Here is a 17,713-nt window from a genome sequence, read left to right on the forward strand (position 1 = left end):
CACCGGCACACTCGGGGAGTCTGCGACGGCTATCTGAGCGGGGCCCGGCGCCTGGCGCCGGGCCCCGCTCTCGTGTCGCCGGGACCAGCCGAGGGGACCCGTACGAGACAGGTCAGCCGAGGGACGTGACGAACTCGGCGACGATCCGGTTGAACGCTTCCGGCTGCTCGATGGCCGACAGGTGGCCCGCCTTCTCGATGACGGCGAGCCGTGCCCCCGGGATGGCGTCCGCCATCGCCCGGGCGTCCGTGATCGGCGACAGCTCGTCCTCGTCGCCCACGACGACCAGCGCGGGCACCGTCAGCGACCGCAACGTGCCGAACGCGTCGGGCCGCGCGGCCATCGCCCGCTGGGCCCACGCGACGGCCGCGGGCGGCGCCGCCTGGACGAGCCCGCGCACGCGCCCGAGGACCATCCCCCTGCGCTCCTTGGTGGTCGCGCCGACCATCGCGGGCAGCGACTCGGTCACCAGGATGTCCGTGCCGCCTTCCAGGACCGCGGCGGCGATGCGCTCCCTGTTCGCCCGGGCCGGCTCGGGGTCGGCCTGCGCCTTGGTGTCGGCGAGGATCAGGGCGCGTACGCGGTCCGGGTGGCGGCGGCACAGCGCCATCGCCACATAGCCGCCCATGGACAGGCCGCCGATCACCGCACGGTCGACGCCCTCCCTGTCGAGCAGGCCGGCCACGTCGTCGGCCATGAGGTCGATCGAGGGCTCGTCGTCGCCGAGCACAGTGCCGCCGAAGCCGCGCAGGTCCGGAGTGATCACGCGGCAGGCGGACGCGAGTCCCTCGCGCTGGGCGAGCCACATCGCGGAGGACAGGGGGAACGCGTGGAGCAGGACGACTGGCAGGCCGCTCCCGGCGGATCGCGAGTACAGCTGCATCAGGTCACGGTAACGCGCCGCGCGCCCACCGCCGCCGTTCGTCACCGATTCGCGATCCCCGGCTCCATCAGACCGTGGTCGGCAGCGGGGCCGCGGCGGCGTTCACGCGCTTGACGATCTCGTTCAGCACGATCCGCACGTACGGCTCGCCGACCCACAGGTGCTTGGCCCCCTCCACGCCGACGACCTCGGCCTGCGGGGCCGCCGCGAACCGGTGTACGGCCTCCTCCGGCCGCAGGTAGTCGTCGTGCTCAGGCACCAGGGCGACCAGCGGGCGGCCGAACTCCCCCCAGGCGGCGACGTCCTTCTCGCCGGCCCGCTTCAGCGGCGGCGACAGCAGGATCGCGCCCCGCACGATCGGGTCGCGGCCCCACTTCAGGGCCAGCTCGGTGCCGAACGACCAGCCGAGCAGCCAGGCGTTCGGCAGGTCGTGGAAGTCGGCGTACTCCAGGGCGGCGGCGACGTCCCACCGCTCCCCCTCGCCGCCGTCGAAGGCCCCCTGGGAGGTCCCCCGGTCGGAGGTCGTGCCCCGCGTGTTGAAACGCAGCACGGCGATGTCGGCGAGCGCGGGCAGCCGGTAGGACGCCTTGCGCAGCACGTGGCTGTCCATCATCCCGCCGTGGGTGGGCAGGGGATGCAGGCAGACCAGCGTCGCCACCGGCGGCCGGCTCTCCGGCAGCGCCAGCTCGCCGACGAGGGTCAGCCCGTCGGCCGTTCGCAGCTCGATGTCCTCGCGCCGGGCAGGCAGCACCGTGGACGCCCTGATGTCCATTCCCACCTCAAAAGCTCGTGTCAGTAGCGGCTGCGGCCCGGACCCCGGTTGGCCCGGTTGCGCCAGCACGCGGTGTGCCAGTGCCGCCGCTCGTCCTCTCCCCCGGACCAGGCCGGCCAACTCACCACATGCGGCAGCCCCGGCCTGATCTCCTGCTCGCATCCCGGGCACCGGTACGCCTTGCCCTGGGCGGCGCCGGAGACGTTGCGCACGACCCACTCGCCGTCGTGCGCGCTCTCCACCCGGTCCACTCCGGGCACCTGGGACCCCACGGGCCGTACGGCACGGCCGTCCGGACGTTCGAACGGGCCGCGGCGGCGGGCACGGCGGGGGCTCACGGCGGGCATCCTTCCGGGGGGCTCATGTCAGGCAAGAACGGGAGATGACAGCCCATTCTTCCAGCACCGGCTCAGCCGTCGTACGCGCGGACGCCCCGGGCTTCGCGCACTACGCCGGCCCGCACTCCGGTCTCGTCCGACGTCCGGGCCGTGCCGGGCAGTCTCCCAGAACGCCTCGGGACCTCCGCGATCCCGGTAGGGTTGGCGCACATGCGGCTGGTCATCGCGCGGTGCAGCGTGGATTACGTGGGACGGCTCACCGCCCATCTCCCCATGGCCCCTCGGCTCATCCTGATGAAGGCGGACGGCTCGGTCTCGATCCATGCGGACGACCGGGCGTACAAGCCTCTGAACTGGATGAACCCTCCCTGCAAGGTCCGCGAGGAGGAGATCGACGGCGTGCTCACCTGGTCGGTCGTCCACGGCAAGACCGGGGAGAAGCTCGTGCTGACGATCGAGGAGGTCCTGCACGACTCCAGCCACGAGCTGGGCGTCGACCCGGGGCTGCGCAAGGACGGCGTCGAGGCGCACCTGCAGGAACTGCTCGCCGAGCACATCACCACGCTCGGGGACGGCTGGACGCTGGTGCGCAGGGAGTACATGACCGCGATCGGTCCCGTGGACATCCTGTGCCGCGACCACCTCGGCGGCACGGTGGCAGTGGAGATCAAGCGTCGTGGCGACATCGACGGCGTGGAGCAGCTCACCCGCTATCTCGAACTGCTCAACCGCGACCCGCGCCTGGCTCCGGTCAAGGGGATCTTCGCCGCGCAGGAGATCAAGCCGCAGGCCCGCGTGCTCGCCGCCGACCGCGGCATCGACTGCGTGACGCTCGACTACGACGCCCTGCGCGGCATCGAGCCGGAGAATCCGACGCTCTTCTGAACCGGTCAGCCCGCGAAGTCCCGGTCACGGGCCGGTAGGCACGGCGGCACCGGATGTCCACCGTACGGAGGACACCGATCATCGTCCGGTCGAGGGTGTTCCTTGATCCGCGCCTGGTGGATCCTTGGGGCATGAAGCACGCCATACGCGTACGAGGACTGAAGAAGCGGTACGGCGAGGTCCAGGCCGTCGCGGGCCTGGACCTGGACGTCGAGCACGGCGAGGTGTTCGCCGTCCTCGGCCCGAACGGCGCGGGCAAGTCGACCACGGTCGAGATTCTCGAGGGATACCGCCAGCGCGACGCGGGAGAGGTCAGCGTGCTGGGCAGGGACCCGGCCCGGCCGACCCGCGACTGGCGGTCCCGCATCGGCATCGTGCTGCAGACTGCCGACGACCGGGCGGAGCTGACCGTGCGGGAGACCCTGCGGCACTTCGCCACCTACTATGCGAACCCCCGCGATCCGGACGAGCTCATGGAACAGGTCGGGCTCACCGACAGCGCCGGCAAACGCCTCCGCCAGCTCTCCGGCGGCCAGCGCCGCCGGGTGGACGTCGCCCTCGGCGTCATCGGCCGCCCCGAGCTGCTGTTCCTGGACGAGCCGACGACGGGCTTCGACCCCGAGGCCCGGCGGAGGTTCTGGGAGCTCATCGAAGGGCTGGCCCACGACGGCACGACGATCGTGCTGACCACGCACTACCTGGAGGAGGCCGAGACGCTGGCCCACCGGGTGGCCGTCGTGGCGCGGGGGCGCGTGGTCGCCCAAGGCGACCCCGCCACGCTGGGCGGCCGGGCCACCGCGAGGGCCAGGGTGGCCTGGTCGGACGGCGAGATCGAGACCGACAACCCCACTCAGGCCGTCCTGGAGCTGTCGAGCAGGTACGACGGGGAGATCCCCGGCCTCACCGTCACCCGGCCCACGCTGGAGGACGTCTACCTCCGCCTCATCGAGGCGGAGGAGCCGCCCGCCGGCAGCGCTCCGGAGCCCGCCGCCGTTCCCGTGGAGAGTGCGCCATGAACAGAACCCCCGCCCCCGATCCGGCCTCCGTAGCGCCTGTGGAGAGTGCGCTGTGACCGCCACCCCTGCCGCCAATCCGGCCACCGATCCGGCCGCCGTCCCGCGGGCGGCGGCGCCCCTGCCGTCCCCGCTCAGGATCGCGCTGGCCCGCGCGGCCGTCGAGACGAAGGTGCTCTTCCGGGAGAGGGACGCCGTCCTCTTCACCTTCGCCCTGCCGATCGTGTTCCTGGTGCTGTTCGCCTCGATCTTCTCCGGCAGCGCCGAGGGGACCGGCGTCACCGTCGCCCAGCTCTACACCGCCGGGCTCATCGGCTCGGGCGTGATGGGCACGGGGTTCCAGAACCTCGGCATCGGCATCGCGGGCGACCGGGAGGACGGCACGCTGAAGCGGCTCGTCGGGCTGCCGATGCCGCGTGCGGCGTACTTCATCGGCAAGATCGGCAGCGTGCTGGTGATGACGGTGCTCCAGGTGGCCATCCTGCTCGCCATCGCGGTGCTGTTCTACGACCTGGAGCTGCCCGCAGAGGTGTCGACCTGGCTCACGTTCGCCTGGGTGTTCGTGCTCGGCGTGTCGGCCGCCTCGGTGCTCGGCATCGCCGTCAGCGGCCTGCCCCGCTCCGGCAAGAGCGCGACCGCGGTGATCAGCCTGCCGTTCGTCGTCCTGCAGTTCGTCTCCGGGGTCTTCATCCCGATCACGCAGCTGCCCGACTGGCTGGTCAACGCCGCCTCGATCTTCCCGCTGAAGTGGATGTGCCAGGGGTTCCGGGCGGTCTTCCTGGGCGACGCGGGGGCCGCGCTGGAGCTGACCGGGTCGTACGAGCTGGGCAGGGTGGCCCTGGTCCTGGCCGCCTGGCTCGTCGGTGGTCTCGTGCTGTGCGTGACGACGTTCCGCTGGAAGGGGCGGCGCGACGGATGAGCTCGATCGCGGAGCGCGGCGCCCGCCGGTCTTCGGCCGGCGGGCTCGAGGACGCGGCCCGGGCGACGCCTCCGGAAGTTCAGTGGGACCACGGTGAAGACCATCTGCTGCGGGTCTTCACGAAACTCGACGTGTCCGACCGCACCGCCGCGGTGACGACCACCCTGGCGCACGGTCTGCTGTAATTGCCGATGCAATTGCAGCGAGACTGATCTATCTCAATTGGTAAGCGTGCTGACCTCTTGACGGCCTTGTCAAGCCATTGACCTTCTTTGGCATAGCCCGGAAGTGCACATTTCCCGGCACTTCCACAAAAAGGATCTTGCGTTCATAATGTGAGTTCTGGGGGGACCATGACACGGTGAGGTGAAAAGTGGCGGGACGGGACTATCGGGGGATGTCGGCTGCCGAAAGGCTTGCAGACAGGAGGGAACGGCTCATATCAGCCGCATACACCTTGTTCGCCCAGCCCGGCTTCCACGCCACCACCATCGAGAGGCTGTGCGCTACGGCGCGCATCTCCAATCGTGCCTTCTACGAATGCTTCTCCAGCCGCGAGGACCTCATGCGCGCGGTTTACGAGAGGTGTATCGAGGAGACGCTAAGGTCGGTCACCGAGGCGATCGACAAGGCCCCGCCCACGCTCGACGACCGCATCGTCGCCGGAATCGCCGAATACATCCGCTTCGTCACCAAGGACGTACGGCGCGCCCGCCTGATGCACCTGGAGGTGCGGCGGGCCGGCAACGTGCTCAGCGGCGCCCGCCAGCAGGCGGTGGCCTCGTTCACCAAGGTCATCGAGTCCTCGGCGCGGGGCGCGACCCGCATGCCTCCCCTCGACCTCCACCTGCTGGCGCTCGGGCTCATCGGCGCCCTCACCGAGTTACTCATCGAGTGGGTGGTGACCGAGCCGTCCCCGCCCACCGAGCAGCTCATCGAGGCCTGCGTGTACATCTTCCGCCGCACCTTCGCCTCCGAGGGCCCTGTGGCGGCCTCCGCTCAGTGATCCGGGCGCGGTGACTACGCTGAGCGGCATGACCCGAGCCGACAACGACACACCGGTCGTCCTGTCCAAGATCTACACGAAGACGGGCGACGACGGCACGACCGCCCTGGGTGACATGAGCCGCACCCGCAAGACCGACCCCCGCCTGACCGCCTACGCGGACGTGGAGGAGGCCAACGCCGCCATCGGAGTGGCCCTCGCGACGGGGGGCCTGTCCGAGGAGGTCGCGGCCGTCCTGCGCAGAGTGCAGAACGAGCTGTTCGACGTCGGCGCCGACCTGTGCTGCCCCGTCGTGGAAGACCCCGGTCGTGGCGGAGCCGCGCAGAGGGAGTACTTTGCTCCGCTGCGCGTGGAGGAGTCGTACATCACCTGGCTCGAGGAGCAGTGCGACCGCTTCAACGCGGAACTGAAGCCGCTGCGCAGCTTCATCCTTCCGGGCGGCGCCCCGCCCGTCGCCTTTCTCCACCTCGCCCGCACGATCGTACGGCGGTCCGAGCGGTCGGCCTGGGCGGCGCTGGAGGCGCACGACGACGTGAACCCCCTGACGGCCAAGTATCTGAACCGCCTGTCCGACCTGATGTTCATCCTCTGCCGCGTGGCCTCCGCCGGCGACGAGATCCTCTGGAAGCCCGGCGCCACCCGCTAGCACAGTCACCAAGGGGCGAGGCGCCATCTGGGCCGCGCGCGGGTCAGGCGGCGTCGAGGTGGGCGCTGGGCGGGGCGGACTCGAGCCAGGCCAGGAAGCCGGTCAGCGCGTCCTCGCTCATCGCGAGGGACAGCGGGCCGCGCTCGGCCGAGCAGACGACGGTCCAGTAGCCGGCGGGTCCCTCACCCGTGTCGAGCATCCTCCGGCTGGAAACGGTGAGGCCGCGCCTCGCGATCGCGTGGCGCGGCCTCAATCCGAGTCCCAGGAACGGGATCCAGTGGAGCTCTCCCCCTACGTAGCGGGCGACCCCGCTCTTCCAGCCTCCCCGGTCGTCCCGTACCCGGCAGACGATCGTGCCCCGGGCACGTGCCAGGACGAAGCCCCGGAGGACGAGGAGTGCGGCCACGGCGAAGACGCCCGCGAGTACCCCAAGCGCCGCCAATGCCGCCCTCCTCCTGTTGTCAGACCTCTTCGCCGGCCGCCCGCAGCCGGGCAGCCGCACGCTTGGCCTTCAGCCGTGCGTCCGCGTCCTCCTGGTCGGCCTCGATCGAGGCCTGAGCACGCTGCAGCGCGTCCTTGGCCCGCGCGACGTCGACCTCGGAGCCGAGCTCGGCCGCCTCCGCCAGGATCGACACGTCGTTGTCGGCGACGGAGATGAATCCGCCGTGCACCGCGGCCACGAGGTCGCCTCCGTCGCCGCGCTTGACGCGCAGCACCCCGCCCTCGACGAGGACACCGAGAACGGGAGCGTGGTTCGGCATAATACCGATCTCGCCGTCCACGGTCTTGGCAATGACCATGTCGGCCTCGCCCGTCCAGATCTCACGTTCCGGCGACACGACGCCCACGCGAAGCTTTGCCACTTCTCAGCTCCCTTTCGACGGACGCCTGTACGGCCCGGCCTCGGCCGTGCCGCACAGGCGTCGTAGGCGTCCTAGCGCTCGAGTTCCTTCGCCTTGGCGATGGCCTGCTCGATGCCGCCGACCATGAAGAAGGCCTGCTCGGGCAGGTGGTCGTACTCGCCGGCGCACAGGCCCTTGAACGAGGCGATGGTCTCGTCCAGCGGCACGAACTCGCCCGGCTGGCCGGTGAACGCCTCGGCGGCGTACATCGGGTGGGACAGGAACCGCTCGATGCGGCGCGCCCGCTGGACGGTGACCTTGTCCTCTTCGGAGAGCTCGTCGATGCCCAGGATGGCGATGATGTCCTGCAGTTCCTTGTACTTCTGCAGGATCCGCTTGGTCTCCTGGGCGACCGCGTAGTGCTCCTCACCGATGATCTGCGGGTCGAGGATCCGCGAGGAGGAGTCGAGCGGGTCCACCGCGGGGTAGATGCCCTTCTCCGAGATCGGCCGGGACAGAACGGTCTGCGCGTCGAGGTGCGCGAACGCGTTGTGCGGCGCCGGGTCGGTGATGTCGTCCGCGGGCACGTAGATCGCCTGCATGGAGGTGATCGAGTGACCACGGGTCGAGGTGATGCGCTCCTGGAGCACACCCATCTCGTCGGCGAGGGTCGGCTGGTAACCCACGGCGGACGGCATACGGCCGAGCAGCGTGGAGACCTCCGAACCCGCCTGGGTGAAGCGGAAGATGTTGTCGATGAACAGCAGCACGTCCTGCTTCTGCACGTCGCGGAAGTACTCCGCCATGGTCAGAGCGGACAGCGCCACCCGCAGACGGGTGCCCGGGGGCTCGTCCATCTGCCCGAAGACGAGCGCGGTGTCCTTGAGGACGTCCGCTTCCTCCATCTCCAGCCACAGGTCGTTGCCCTCACGGGTGCGCTCGCCGACGCCCGCGAACACCGAGGTGCCCGAGAACTTCAGCGCGACGCGGCGGATCATCTCCTGGATCAGAACGGTCTTGCCGACGCCCGCGCCGCCGAACAGACCGATCTTGCCGCCCTTCACGTACGGCGTGAGCAGGTCGATGACCTTGATGCCGGTGGGCAGCATCTCCGTACGGGCCTCGAGCTGGTCGAAGGCCGGGGCCGGGCGGTGGATCGGCCACCGCTCGGTGACCTGCAGCGTCGCCTTGTCGGCGTCGAGCGGCTCACCGAGGGCGTTCCACACGTGGCCCTTGACGGCGTCGCCGACGGGCACCGAGATCGCCGCGCCGGTGTCGGAGACGGCGGCGCCGCGGACGAGGCCGTCGGTCGGCTGCATGGAGATGGCCCGGACGATGTTGTCGCCGAGGTGCTGGGCGACCTCGAGGGTCAGGGTCTTGCTCTCGCCGCCGAGCTCGACGTCGACGGTGAGCGCGTTGTAGATGTCCGGCATGGCCTCGACGGGGAACTCCACGTCGACGACCGGACCGGTGACGCGGGCGACACGGCCCACGGTGGTCTCAACAGTCTGTGCGGTCATTTCACTCTTTCCCCGCTGCGGCGTCAGCCAGCGCGTTCGCGCCACCGACGATCTCGCTGATTTCCTGGGTGATCTCGGCCTGACGCGCCTGGTTCATCTGCTGGGTGAACACGCGGATGAGCTCGTTGGCGTTGTCGGTGGCCGACTTCATCGCGCGGCGCCGCGCGGCGTGCTCGGAGGCGGCCGACTGGAGCAGCGCGTTGTAGATGCGTGACTCGATGTACCGCGGCAGCAGCGAATCGAGCACGTCACCGGCCGTCGGCTCGAACTCGTAGTACGGCGGGATGCCCTCCGGGGGCGTCTCCGTCTCCTCGACCTCGAGCGGCAGGATCCGCTTGACGATCACGTTCTGCGTCAGCATCGAGACGAACCCGGTGTAGACGACGTGGATCTCGTCGATCCCGTCCTCCGCCTTGAACGCCGTGATGAGCGTGTCGGCGATCTCCTTGGCGTTGCCGTACGACGGGTTGTCGGAGAAGCCGTCCCACTCGCCGAACATCTCCCGGCTCCGGAAGCGGTGCCAGGTGAGGCCCTTGCGGCCCACGACGTACGGCTTCACCGTCAGGCCGCGCCCGACCAGGTGGCCCTTCAACGCCTCGGCCTCACGGAGGATGTTGGCGTTGTAGCCGCCGGCGAATCCGCGGTCGCTGGTGACGATCAGGACGCCGGCCGTGGCCGGCTGCTCCTTGGCCACCGTGAGCGGGTGATCGACGTTCGTCGTGTTCGACAGGACCGCCGACACGGCGTGCGTGATCTCCCGCTCGTACGGCACGGCCGCCTGCATCCGCTGCTGCGCCTTGACGATGCGCGACGAGGCGATCAGCTCCTGCGCGCGGGTGATCTTCGCGGTGGACTTGACCGACTTGATCCGCCGCCGCAGCTGTCGAAGCTGGGCACCCATGGGTTACTTCGCCTCGGCCTTGCGGACGTGCTTGACGACCTTCTCCTGGCCGACCGCGCTGGCGTCCAGCGCCTCCACCGGCTCGTCGTTGACGAGCAGCTCACCGCTGGAGGTGGTGAAGCCCTTCTTGAACTCCGTGATGGCGTCCTTGAGGGAGGTCACCGTGTCGTCCGTCAGCTCCTTGGTCTCCCGGATGCTGTCGAAGACACCCTTCTGGGTGGTCCCGAGGTAGTCGAGGAACTCGGCCTCGAACCGGCGGATGTCCTCCACCGGCACGTCGTCCAGCTCGCCGGTGGTGCCGGCCCACACCGAGACGACCTGCTTCTCGACCGGGAACGGGCTGTACTGCGGCTGCTTGAGCAGCTCGACCAGGCGGGCGCCGCGCTCCAGCTGGGCGCGGGAGGCCGCGTCCAGGTCGGAGGCGAAGGCGGCGAAGGCCTCGAGGTCGCGGTACTGGGACAGCGACAGACGGAGCGTACCGGCCACCTTGCGCATGGCCTTGACCTGCGCGGAACCACCGACTCGGGAGACCGAGACACCGACGTTGATCGCCGGGCGGACGCCGGCGTTGAACAGGTCGGTCTCCAGGAAGCACTGGCCGTCGGTGATGGAGATGACGTTGGTCGGGATGAACGCCGACACGTCGTTGCCCTTGGTCTCGATGATCGGCAGACCGGTCATCGAGCCGCCGCCCATGTCGGCGGAGAGCTTGGCACAGCGCTCCAGCAGACGCGAGTGGAGGTAGAAGACGTCGCCGGGGAACGCCTCACGGCCCGGCGGACGACGCAGCAGCAGCGACACAGCGCGGTAGGCGTCGGCCTGCTTGGTCAGGTCGTCGAAGACGATCAGCACGTGCTTGCCCTGGTACATCCAGTGCTGACCGATGGCAGAACCGGTGTACGGAGCGATGTACTTGTAGCCCGCGGGGTCGGAAGCCGGAGCGGCGACGATGGTGGTGTACTCCAGCGCGCCCGCCTCCTCGAGGCGGCCCCGCACCTGGGCGATCGTGGAGCCCTTCTGGCCTACGGCGACGTAGATGCAGCGAACCTGGCGGCTCGGGTCGCCGGAGAGCCAGTTCTCCTTCTGGTTGAGGATCGTGTCGACCGCGATCGCGGTCTTGCCGGTGCCGCGGTCGCCGATGATCAGCTGACGCTGGCCGCGGCCGATCGGCGTCATGGCGTCGATCGCCTTGAGGCCGGTCTGCAGCGGCTCCTTCACCGGCTGGCGCTGGACCACCGAGGGGGCCTGCAGCTCGAGGGCGCGGCGGCCCTCGGCGGCGATCGGGCCCTTGCCGTCGAGCGGGTTGCCCAGAGGGTCGACCACGCGGCCGAGGAAGTCGTCGCCGACCGGGACCGACAGGACCTCGCCGGTACGGCGGACCTGCTGACCCTCCTCGATACCGCTGAAGTCGCCCAGGACGACCGCACCGATCTCGCGGACGTCGAGGTTCAGCGCCAGGCCGCGCGTGCCGTTCTCGAACTCGAGCAGCTCGTTCGCCATCGCCGAGGGCAGGCCGGAGACATGGGCGATGCCGTCCCCGGCGTCGACGACGGTCCCGATCTCCTCGCGCGCGGCACCTTCCGGCTCGTACGCCTGGACGAAGCGCTCAAGGGCGTCCCGGATCTCGTCCGGCCGGATCGTAAGCTCCGCCATCTCTTTCTTGTCTCCCTATTCGCCTCAGCCGGCCAACCGGCGGCGGACTTCTTCGATACGTCCGGCGATCGTGGTGTCGATGTAGTCGTCTCCGACTCTCACGGAGAATCCACCGAGCACCTCCGGATCCACCTCGACGTTCAGGTGGACGTCTCGCCCGTAGGTGGCTCGCAGCCAGGCCGCGAGCCGCTGCTTCTGCTGCTGCGTGAGCGGCACCGCGCTGCGGACCACGCCCACCAGGCGCTCGCGCGCCCGCGCGACGATCCAGCCGAACTCCTCCAGTGCCGTCTCCAGGCTACGTCCCCGCGGGTGCACAACGGCCTGCGTGACGAGCCGGACGGTGGAGGGGGCGGCCTTCCTGCCGAGCAGCGTGGCGAGCAGGTCGCGCTTGCGCTCGGCGGGGATGGCCGGGTCACTGAGCGCGCGGCGCAGCTCCGGGTTGGCGGCGAGGATCCGGCCGAAGCGGAACAGCTCGTCCTCGACGTCGTCGAGGCGGCGGTCCGACTCGGCCTCCGCGGCCGCGGACATCACGCCGATGCGCTCCAGGGCGTCCGGCAGGTCGCCGGCCTTGGACCACTTGGCCTTGACGGCGCCGACCACGATCTCCAGCGCGGCGTCGCCGACCTTGCCCTGCAGCAGGGGGCGCAGGACGCTCTCCTTCTGCCCGGCCGGGCGCGACGGGTCGGAAAGACCCCGGCGCAGCCCGTGCTCGCGGTCGAAGAGGTCGGCGACGGCGAACAGCTCCTCGGCGAGGGCGCCGAGGTCGGCGGTCGCGGCGGCGGTGTTGAACCGCTCCTCGACCTCCGTGAGGGCGGTCCTGCTGAGGCCGCGCATCAGCGAACCGCCTCCGGACGGCCCTCGAGCTCCTCGAGGAACCGGTCGACGATGCGGCGCTGACGGACCTCGTCCTCGAGCGACTCGCCGACGATGCGGCTCGCCAGCTCGGTGGACAGACGCCCGATCTCACCGCGCAGCTGGTTGAGCGCCTGCTGACGGTCGGCCTCGATCTGGGCGTGGGCCGCCTCGATGATGCGCCGCGCCTCGGCCTGGGCCTCCTCGCGGAGCTCGGCCTTGATCGCGGCGCCCTGCTCCCGGGCCTCCTCGCGCAGGCGGGCCGCCTCCTGGCGGGCCTCCGCGAGCTGCGCCCGGTACTGCTCCAGAGTGCGCTGGGCTTCGGCCTGGGCGTCCTCGGCCTTCTTGATGCCGCCCTCGATAGCCTCGGTCCGCTCGGCCAGCGTCTTCTGGATGCGCGGGGTGAGGATCTTTCCGACGACGAGGAAGACGACGAGGAAGGCGAAGCTGCCGACGACCAGCTCGTAAACATGCGGCATGAGGGGGTTGTTCGTCTCAGCCGCAAGGATGGTAGCTGCCATAGTCATAGGTGCAGCCTTCCTTCAGAGTGGGTACGTCAGCCGTAGATGAAGGGCGCCACGAGGCCGATGAGGGCCAGCGCCTCGGTGAGGACGAAGCCGAGCAGCATGTTCTGCCGGATGAGGCCGTACGCCTCGGGCTGGCGGGCGATGGCCTGCACGCCCTGGCCGAAGATGATGCCCACGCCGATGCCGGGGCCGATGGCGGCGAGGCCGTAACCGATCGCGCCGAGGTTGCCGGAGACTTCAGCGAGAACGCTCATTGGTGCTCTTCCTTTACTGGTCGGCCGGTGAGTGCTTCACCGGTCTGGTCGAGGTCAGGGGCGGATCTTGTGCTACCCGTCAGTGTTCGGGGTGCAGCGCGCCGCCGATGTACATGGCGGCCAGCATGGTGAACAGGAACGCCTGCAGGAACTGGATGAAGATCTCGAAGCCGGTCATCGCGATCGTCATGACGGCGCCCAGCACGCCGAGGCCGGCGCCGAGCGGAGTGAGCTTCTCGAAGAGGAACCAGAACCCGACGGCGCTGAAGAAGGCCAGGATGAGGTGGCCGGCGAACATGTTCGCGAACAGTCGGACGGCGTGCGTGAACGGCGCGATGATCAGGTTCGACAGGAACTCGATCGGCGCCAGCAGGAAGTAGATCGGCTTCGGCAGCCCCGGCGGGAACATCATGTTCTTGAAGTAGCCGCCCAGGCCCTGGTGCTTGATGCCCAGGTAGACCTTGATCACATAAACCGTGACCGCGAAGACCACCGGGAACGCGATGTGCGACGCGACCGGGATCTGGATGAGCGGGATGACGCCGAAGAAGTTCCACAGCAGGATCAGGAAGAACAGGCTGAGCAGCAGCGGCATCCACCGCTCGGCGTCCTTGCCCAGGAACGGGCGGGCGACCTGGTCGCGGACGAACTGGTAGCCCATCTCGCCGACGTTCTGCATGCCCCGGGGCACGAGCTTCGGGTTGGCGAAGGCGCTCCAGGCGAGGGCGCACACCACGAGGGCGCCGAGAAGCGCCATCAGCACCGGCTTGGTCAGCCAGTACGGCGCACCCTCATACAGCGGCGGGAAGTCGAAGATGGACGGTCCCGGCGCCGTGAACTTGTCATCGGCGACGAGCATGAGGGGGGTCACTTGGCCACCTCGCCTACCTGCTCGGGGCCGAATGCCCGAAGCATGTGCTTGTTCGTCCGTTCGCTACGCTCGCGCACGGGCGTTCCCTTCAACGATTGGATCAACAGAAGAGCGTGGAAAGCGGGCTCGCTGTCAGCGGCCGTACTTCAGATAGACGAGGTAGGCAGCCAGCCCGACCCCGAGAATGACGCCTATGGGGATGAACGCATGCACGCCGGTCAACCAGCTCAGCAACCAGCCGAGGCCGCCCCATACCAGAATCCCGGAAAGCAGATAGCTCGGGACCGACCAGGCGGCGTCGGCGAAGTCGCGGCCGTCGGTCTCGGGCCTGCGCTCCTGTTCGCTCATCGCGGCACGACGATAGCAGGAGCCATGCGGACTAGTCATATCGGGCTGCCCCGTACGCGTGGTCATGACGGACCCTGCCCGGGAACCTTCGCCTCGGGCTCCACGTAGAGCATCTTGAGTTTCATGAATCCGCGCATCTCACCGACGGTCCAGGCGAGCGTGCAGGCGATGACGCTCAGCGCGAACACGCGGGAGTCGAACGCGGTGGTGCCGTCGAAGGCGTTCAGCATCGCCATGATCGCCAGCACTTTCACGACGTAACCCACCACGGCCGCCGTCATCATCGCCATCGGCGAGACCCGGCCGGCCCAGGAGACGACGAACAGGCCGACGGTGAAGAAGGCGGCCACGAGAAGGAGACCGATGCCGGCGCCCAACGCACCCTTGGCCCCGGTCGTGAACACCGCGATGAGCGCGGCGAGGAGACCGACGATCAAGGTCGGCACGGCGGCGCCCTTGAGAACGCGCACGTCGTTGGCCTGCATGGGACTCCAGAATCGGTTGTCAAACGAGCGATTGCTACCTGCTGGGGCGTCGTTGCCCTCGCCCCTTGCTAGTGAAAGCTATCACAAGCCCCGGAGTGCCACCTTTACCAGGCGTTTCGGGTCGGCGTCCACCTGCGGGGACGGGTCAGCGGAAGGTCCCAGTGTCGGCGCGGGAAGTGGTGGGAGGGCCGCCCGGGGCGCCTGGGGCGCCCTGACCCGGATAGGGATGCCGGCCGCCCTGGGCGGGCAGCCTGCCGGGGGCGGCGGGGCCGGCGGGGCCGGTGGGAGCGGCGGGGCCCGGGGTGACGGGAGGCGCCGGCGCGGGGACGACGGGATAGACGAGCGTGTCGTGCTCCGTCGTCGTGCGCGCGGCGGGGACCGGGCCGGCGGGGACGGGGCCGGCGGGGACGGGGCCGGGCGGACGGCTCCCGGCCGGACGCGCATCGGCCCTCTGGTCGCCCTTCTGCTCCTGCGCGGCGCTACGGCGCGACCGCCAGCTGGGCAGGCCCATGATCACGAGCACCGCCACCGCGAGCACGATCGTCAGCGGGAACAGGATGAGCGGCACGCCGCCGATCGACAGGCCGACGATCGCGAAGGCGAACAGGAACGTCCACGCGTACATGATCAGCACGCTGCGCCGGTGGGAGTGGCCGATGTCGAGCATGCGGTGGTGCAGATGGCCGCGGTCGGGGGCGAACGGGGACATCCCGGCCGACGTCCGCCGGATGACGGCCATGATGAGGTCGGCCAGCGGCAGCACCACCACCGCGATCGGCAGCACCAGCGGCAGGATCACCGGGAACCGGTTGATCTTGCCGACCACCGCGTCCGGCTCGACCGACGACAGGCTCGTGATCAGCGAGGCGGCGAGCAGCAGGCCGATCAGCATGGCGCCGGTGTCGCCCATGAAGATCTTGGCGGGGTTGAAGTTGTGCGGCAGGAAGCCCGCGCACATCCCGATGAGGATCGCCGCGATGGCGGCGGTCCCGTTGATGCGCGACCCGCTCGCGGTCTGCTGCAGCACGATCGAGTAGGCGAAGGTCGCCATGGCGGCGATCCCGACGATGCCCGCGGCCAGGCCGTCCAGACCGTCGACGAAGTTCACCGCGTTGATCACGACGACGACGATCATGATGGTGAGGATCGTGCGCAGGGTGGTGTCGAGCGCCTGGGAACCGCCCATCGACTGCGGCATCGGGAGGAACTGCAGATACATGCCGAAATAGACGAGCAGCCCGCCCGCCGCGATCTGGCCGCCCAGCTTGACCAGCGCGTCCATGCCGAGCCAGTCGTCCAGGAACCCGGTGATGACGATCAGGCCGCCGGCCGCGAGGAGGGCGACCACCGTCTGTCCCGTCTGGCCGCTGCCGAACGCGCCGCCGACGTACGGCAGGTTGGTCGCCACCAGCAGCGCCGCCGCCATCCCGCCGAACATCGCGAGCCCGCCCAGGCGTGGGGTGGGCACGGTGTGCACGTCCCGCTCCCGCACCTCGGGCGCCGCGCCGATGCGCAGCGCGAACGCCCTGACCGGCGGCACCAGCAGGTACGTCACCGCAGCCGCCACGAGCGCCAAGAGGAGATATTCGCGCACGGACCTAGTTTCCTGGATAGGCGGATCGGTTGTGACGGGCAAAAGACATAGATCGCCCTATCCCTAACGGGGATATGCCGGATGCGTCGCGGTCAGCCCCTTTACCCGTTCGAGGACCGACGTTATCGCACTGGGCTGCCGTATGGCCCGGACGATGAGAGACGCGATGTCCGTCATCTCCGCCCGGCCCATGCCCTGGGTGGTCACGCAGAGGGTGCCGACCCTGATCCCGGAGGTCACGGTCACGGGCGCCGGATCGTACGGAATCGCGTTGTGGTTGAGCAGGATGCCGGCCTCCGCGCACCGCCGTTCCGCCTCCGCTCCGCTCACCCCGGTCCCACGCAGGTCGGCCAGCACGAGGTGGGTGTCGGTGCCGCCCGCCACCGGGCGCAGCCCCTCGGCCGCCAGCCCCTCCGCCAGCGTCCTCGCATTGTCCACCACCGACGCGGCGTACGCCCGGAACTCGGGGCGCAGCGCCTCGCCGAACGCCACCGCCTTGGCCGCGACCACGTGCATCAGCGGCCCGCCCTGGCTGAAGGGGAACACCGCCCGGTCGATCTCCGGCGCGAGTTCGCCGGTGCACAGCACGCCTCCCCCGCGCGGGCCGCGCAGCGACTTGTGGGTCGTGAAGGTCACGACGTCCGCGTACGGCACGGCCGACGGAACGGCCCCACCGGCCATGAGGCCGATCTCGTGGGCGACGTCGGCCAGCAGCCAGGCTCCGGCCTCGTCGGCGATGGCGCGGAACGCGGCGAAGTCGATCAGCCGGGGGTACGCCGTGGCCCCGCAGACGATCACCCTGGGCCGATGGCGTAACGCCAGGTCCCTCACCTCGTCGTAGTCGAGCGTCTCGGTGTCCCGCCGCACGCCGTAGGAGACGACGTGGAACCACCTGCCGGAGAAGTTGACCCTGGATCCATGGGCGATGTGGCCACCGTGTCGCAGAGCGAGCGCCAGGACGGTGTCCCCCGGCCGCAGAAGGGCCGCGTACGCCGCCAGGATGGCCGTGGTGCCGCTGTAGGGCTGCACATTGACATGGTCGGCCCCGAACAATCGCTTGGCCCGCTCCACGGCGATCTGCTCGGCGCGGTCGGCCACCTCGCAACCGCCGTAGTATCTGTGGCCCGGATAGCCCTCGGCGTACTTGTCGTTCAGCACCGAGCCCAGCGCGGTGAGGACGGCGGGCGAGGACAGGTTCTCGCTGGCGATCAGCTGAAGCCCGCCGCGCAGCCTGGCGACCTCGTCGAGCAGCACCTGGGCGACGTCCGGGTCCTGCGCGGCGAGCCGGGCGAAATCGGGCCCGTAGAACGGCTCCGAACTGTCCATTGGACCGGCTCACAATCCGGTGGCGGTCTTCGCATCAAGAGTAGACCGATCCGGGGCCGCCACCCGGGCGCCATGGCC

The 17,713-nt window shown here is 69.8% G+C and carries 22 protein-coding genes; 6 read left to right on the forward strand and 16 right to left on the reverse strand.

Features of this window, described 5'->3' with window-relative positions:
* Window positions 1-112: 112 nt before the first annotated feature.
* From ACWEQG_RS25480 to ACWEQG_RS25490, 3 genes are all read right to left on the reverse strand, one after another.
* A complete protein-coding gene (locus ACWEQG_RS25480; RefSeq protein ID WP_452288342.1) occupies window positions 113-883 on the reverse strand; it encodes an alpha/beta fold hydrolase in 771 nt (256 codons plus the stop codon).
* 67 nt (window positions 884-950) lie between these two features.
* Window positions 951-1,655 carry an alpha/beta hydrolase gene (locus tag ACWEQG_RS25485; protein WP_169982014.1) on the reverse strand — a complete coding sequence of 235 codons (705 nt, stop codon included), beginning with the start codon at window positions 1,653-1,655 and terminating at the stop codon, window positions 951-953.
* Window positions 1,656-1,675: 20 nt separating this feature from the next.
* The gene (locus ACWEQG_RS25490) at window positions 1,676-1,993 is read right to left on the reverse strand and encodes an ATP/GTP-binding protein (RefSeq protein WP_363463704.1); all 318 of its coding nucleotides are present in this window, start codon (window positions 1,991-1,993) and stop codon (window positions 1,676-1,678) included.
* A 210-nt stretch (window positions 1,994-2,203) separates the two neighbouring features.
* On the opposite strand from ACWEQG_RS25490, the gene nucS reads away from it, so the two are divergent.
* The 6 genes from nucS (at window position 2,204) to ACWEQG_RS25520 (ending at window position 6,462) form a co-directional block, all read left to right on the forward strand.
* Window positions 2,204-2,878: an endonuclease NucS gene (gene nucS / locus ACWEQG_RS25495; protein WP_452288344.1), complete on the forward strand. Its 675-nt coding sequence runs from the start codon at window positions 2,204-2,206 to the stop codon at window positions 2,876-2,878.
* A 131-nt stretch (window positions 2,879-3,009) separates the two neighbouring features.
* Window positions 3,010-3,894 carry an ABC transporter ATP-binding protein gene (locus ACWEQG_RS25500; RefSeq protein ID WP_452288346.1) on the forward strand — a complete coding sequence of 295 codons (885 nt, stop codon included), beginning with the start codon at window positions 3,010-3,012 and terminating at the stop codon, window positions 3,892-3,894.
* A gap of 52 nt (window positions 3,895-3,946) precedes the next feature.
* On the forward strand, window positions 3,947-4,810 hold the full coding sequence (locus ACWEQG_RS25505; protein ID WP_452288347.1) for an ABC transporter permease: 864 nt from the start codon (window positions 3,947-3,949) through the stop codon (window positions 4,808-4,810).
* The gene (locus ACWEQG_RS25510; RefSeq protein WP_452288349.1) at window positions 4,807-4,995 is read left to right on the forward strand and encodes a hypothetical protein; all 189 of its coding nucleotides are present in this window, start codon (window positions 4,807-4,809) and stop codon (window positions 4,993-4,995) included. Before ACWEQG_RS25505 ends, ACWEQG_RS25510 begins: the two co-directional genes overlap by 4 nt.
* 212 nt (window positions 4,996-5,207) lie before the next feature.
* Window positions 5,208-5,816 carry a TetR/AcrR family transcriptional regulator gene (locus tag ACWEQG_RS25515; RefSeq protein WP_452288351.1) on the forward strand — a complete coding sequence of 203 codons (609 nt, stop codon included), beginning with the start codon at window positions 5,208-5,210 and terminating at the stop codon, window positions 5,814-5,816.
* A 28-nt stretch (window positions 5,817-5,844) separates the two neighbouring features.
* Window positions 5,845-6,462: a cob(I)yrinic acid a,c-diamide adenosyltransferase gene (locus ACWEQG_RS25520; protein ID WP_452288353.1), complete on the forward strand. Its 618-nt coding sequence runs from the start codon at window positions 5,845-5,847 to the stop codon at window positions 6,460-6,462.
* 43 nt (window positions 6,463-6,505) lie between these two features.
* Here ACWEQG_RS25520 and ACWEQG_RS25525 read toward each other — a convergent pair whose 3' ends face one another.
* The 13 genes from ACWEQG_RS25525 to ACWEQG_RS25585 form a co-directional block, all read right to left on the reverse strand.
* A complete protein-coding gene (locus tag ACWEQG_RS25525; RefSeq protein ID WP_452288355.1) occupies window positions 6,506-6,904 on the reverse strand; it encodes a DUF2550 domain-containing protein in 399 nt (132 codons plus the stop codon).
* Window positions 6,905-6,923: 19 nt separating this feature from the next.
* Window positions 6,924-7,325, reverse strand: coding sequence for a F0F1 ATP synthase subunit epsilon (locus ACWEQG_RS25530; RefSeq protein ID WP_346226167.1), 402 nt, complete (start codon window positions 7,323-7,325; stop codon window positions 6,924-6,926).
* A gap of 71 nt (window positions 7,326-7,396) precedes the next feature.
* Window positions 7,397-8,824 (reverse strand): F0F1 ATP synthase subunit beta, encoded by a 1,428-nt coding sequence (gene atpD / locus ACWEQG_RS25535; RefSeq protein WP_363463690.1) that lies wholly within the window; start codon window positions 8,822-8,824, stop codon window positions 7,397-7,399.
* Between the two features lies 1 nt (window position 8,825).
* Window positions 8,826-9,725 (reverse strand): F0F1 ATP synthase subunit gamma, encoded by a 900-nt coding sequence (locus ACWEQG_RS25540; RefSeq protein ID WP_452288357.1) that lies wholly within the window; start codon window positions 9,723-9,725, stop codon window positions 8,826-8,828.
* 3 nt (window positions 9,726-9,728) lie between these two features.
* Window positions 9,729-11,378, reverse strand: a complete 1,650-nt coding sequence (atpA, locus tag ACWEQG_RS25545; protein ID WP_363463687.1) for a F0F1 ATP synthase subunit alpha — start codon at window positions 11,376-11,378, stop codon at window positions 9,729-9,731.
* Window positions 11,379-11,402: 24 nt separating this feature from the next.
* Window positions 11,403-12,212 (reverse strand): F0F1 ATP synthase subunit delta, encoded by an 810-nt coding sequence (locus ACWEQG_RS25550; protein WP_452288359.1) that lies wholly within the window; start codon window positions 12,210-12,212, stop codon window positions 11,403-11,405.
* Window positions 12,212-12,757, reverse strand: a complete 546-nt coding sequence (locus ACWEQG_RS25555) for a F0F1 ATP synthase subunit B (protein ID WP_452288361.1) — start codon at window positions 12,755-12,757, stop codon at window positions 12,212-12,214. Before ACWEQG_RS25555 ends, ACWEQG_RS25550 begins: the two co-directional genes overlap by 1 nt.
* 29 nt (window positions 12,758-12,786) lie before the next feature.
* Window positions 12,787-13,011 (reverse strand): ATP synthase F0 subunit C, encoded by a 225-nt coding sequence (gene atpE / locus ACWEQG_RS25560; protein WP_150939446.1) that lies wholly within the window; start codon window positions 13,009-13,011, stop codon window positions 12,787-12,789.
* A gap of 79 nt (window positions 13,012-13,090) precedes the next feature.
* The gene (atpB, locus tag ACWEQG_RS25565; protein ID WP_452288363.1) at window positions 13,091-13,882 is read right to left on the reverse strand and encodes a F0F1 ATP synthase subunit A; all 792 of its coding nucleotides are present in this window, start codon (window positions 13,880-13,882) and stop codon (window positions 13,091-13,093) included.
* A gap of 132 nt (window positions 13,883-14,014) precedes the next feature.
* A complete protein-coding gene (locus ACWEQG_RS25570) occupies window positions 14,015-14,230 on the reverse strand; it encodes a hypothetical protein (protein ID WP_169982030.1) in 216 nt (71 codons plus the stop codon).
* Between the two features lie 62 nt (window positions 14,231-14,292).
* Window positions 14,293-14,715, reverse strand: coding sequence for a hypothetical protein (locus ACWEQG_RS25575; protein WP_452288365.1), 423 nt, complete (start codon window positions 14,713-14,715; stop codon window positions 14,293-14,295).
* A 145-nt stretch (window positions 14,716-14,860) separates the two neighbouring features.
* Window positions 14,861-16,309, reverse strand: a complete 1,449-nt coding sequence (locus tag ACWEQG_RS25580) for an MraY family glycosyltransferase (protein WP_452288367.1) — start codon at window positions 16,307-16,309, stop codon at window positions 14,861-14,863.
* Between the two features lie 63 nt (window positions 16,310-16,372).
* The gene (locus ACWEQG_RS25585) at window positions 16,373-17,635 is read right to left on the reverse strand and encodes a serine hydroxymethyltransferase (RefSeq protein WP_452288369.1); all 1,263 of its coding nucleotides are present in this window, start codon (window positions 17,633-17,635) and stop codon (window positions 16,373-16,375) included.
* Window positions 17,636-17,713: the final 78 nt, after the last annotated feature.

The organism is Microbispora sp. NPDC004025, from assembly GCF_053604425.1.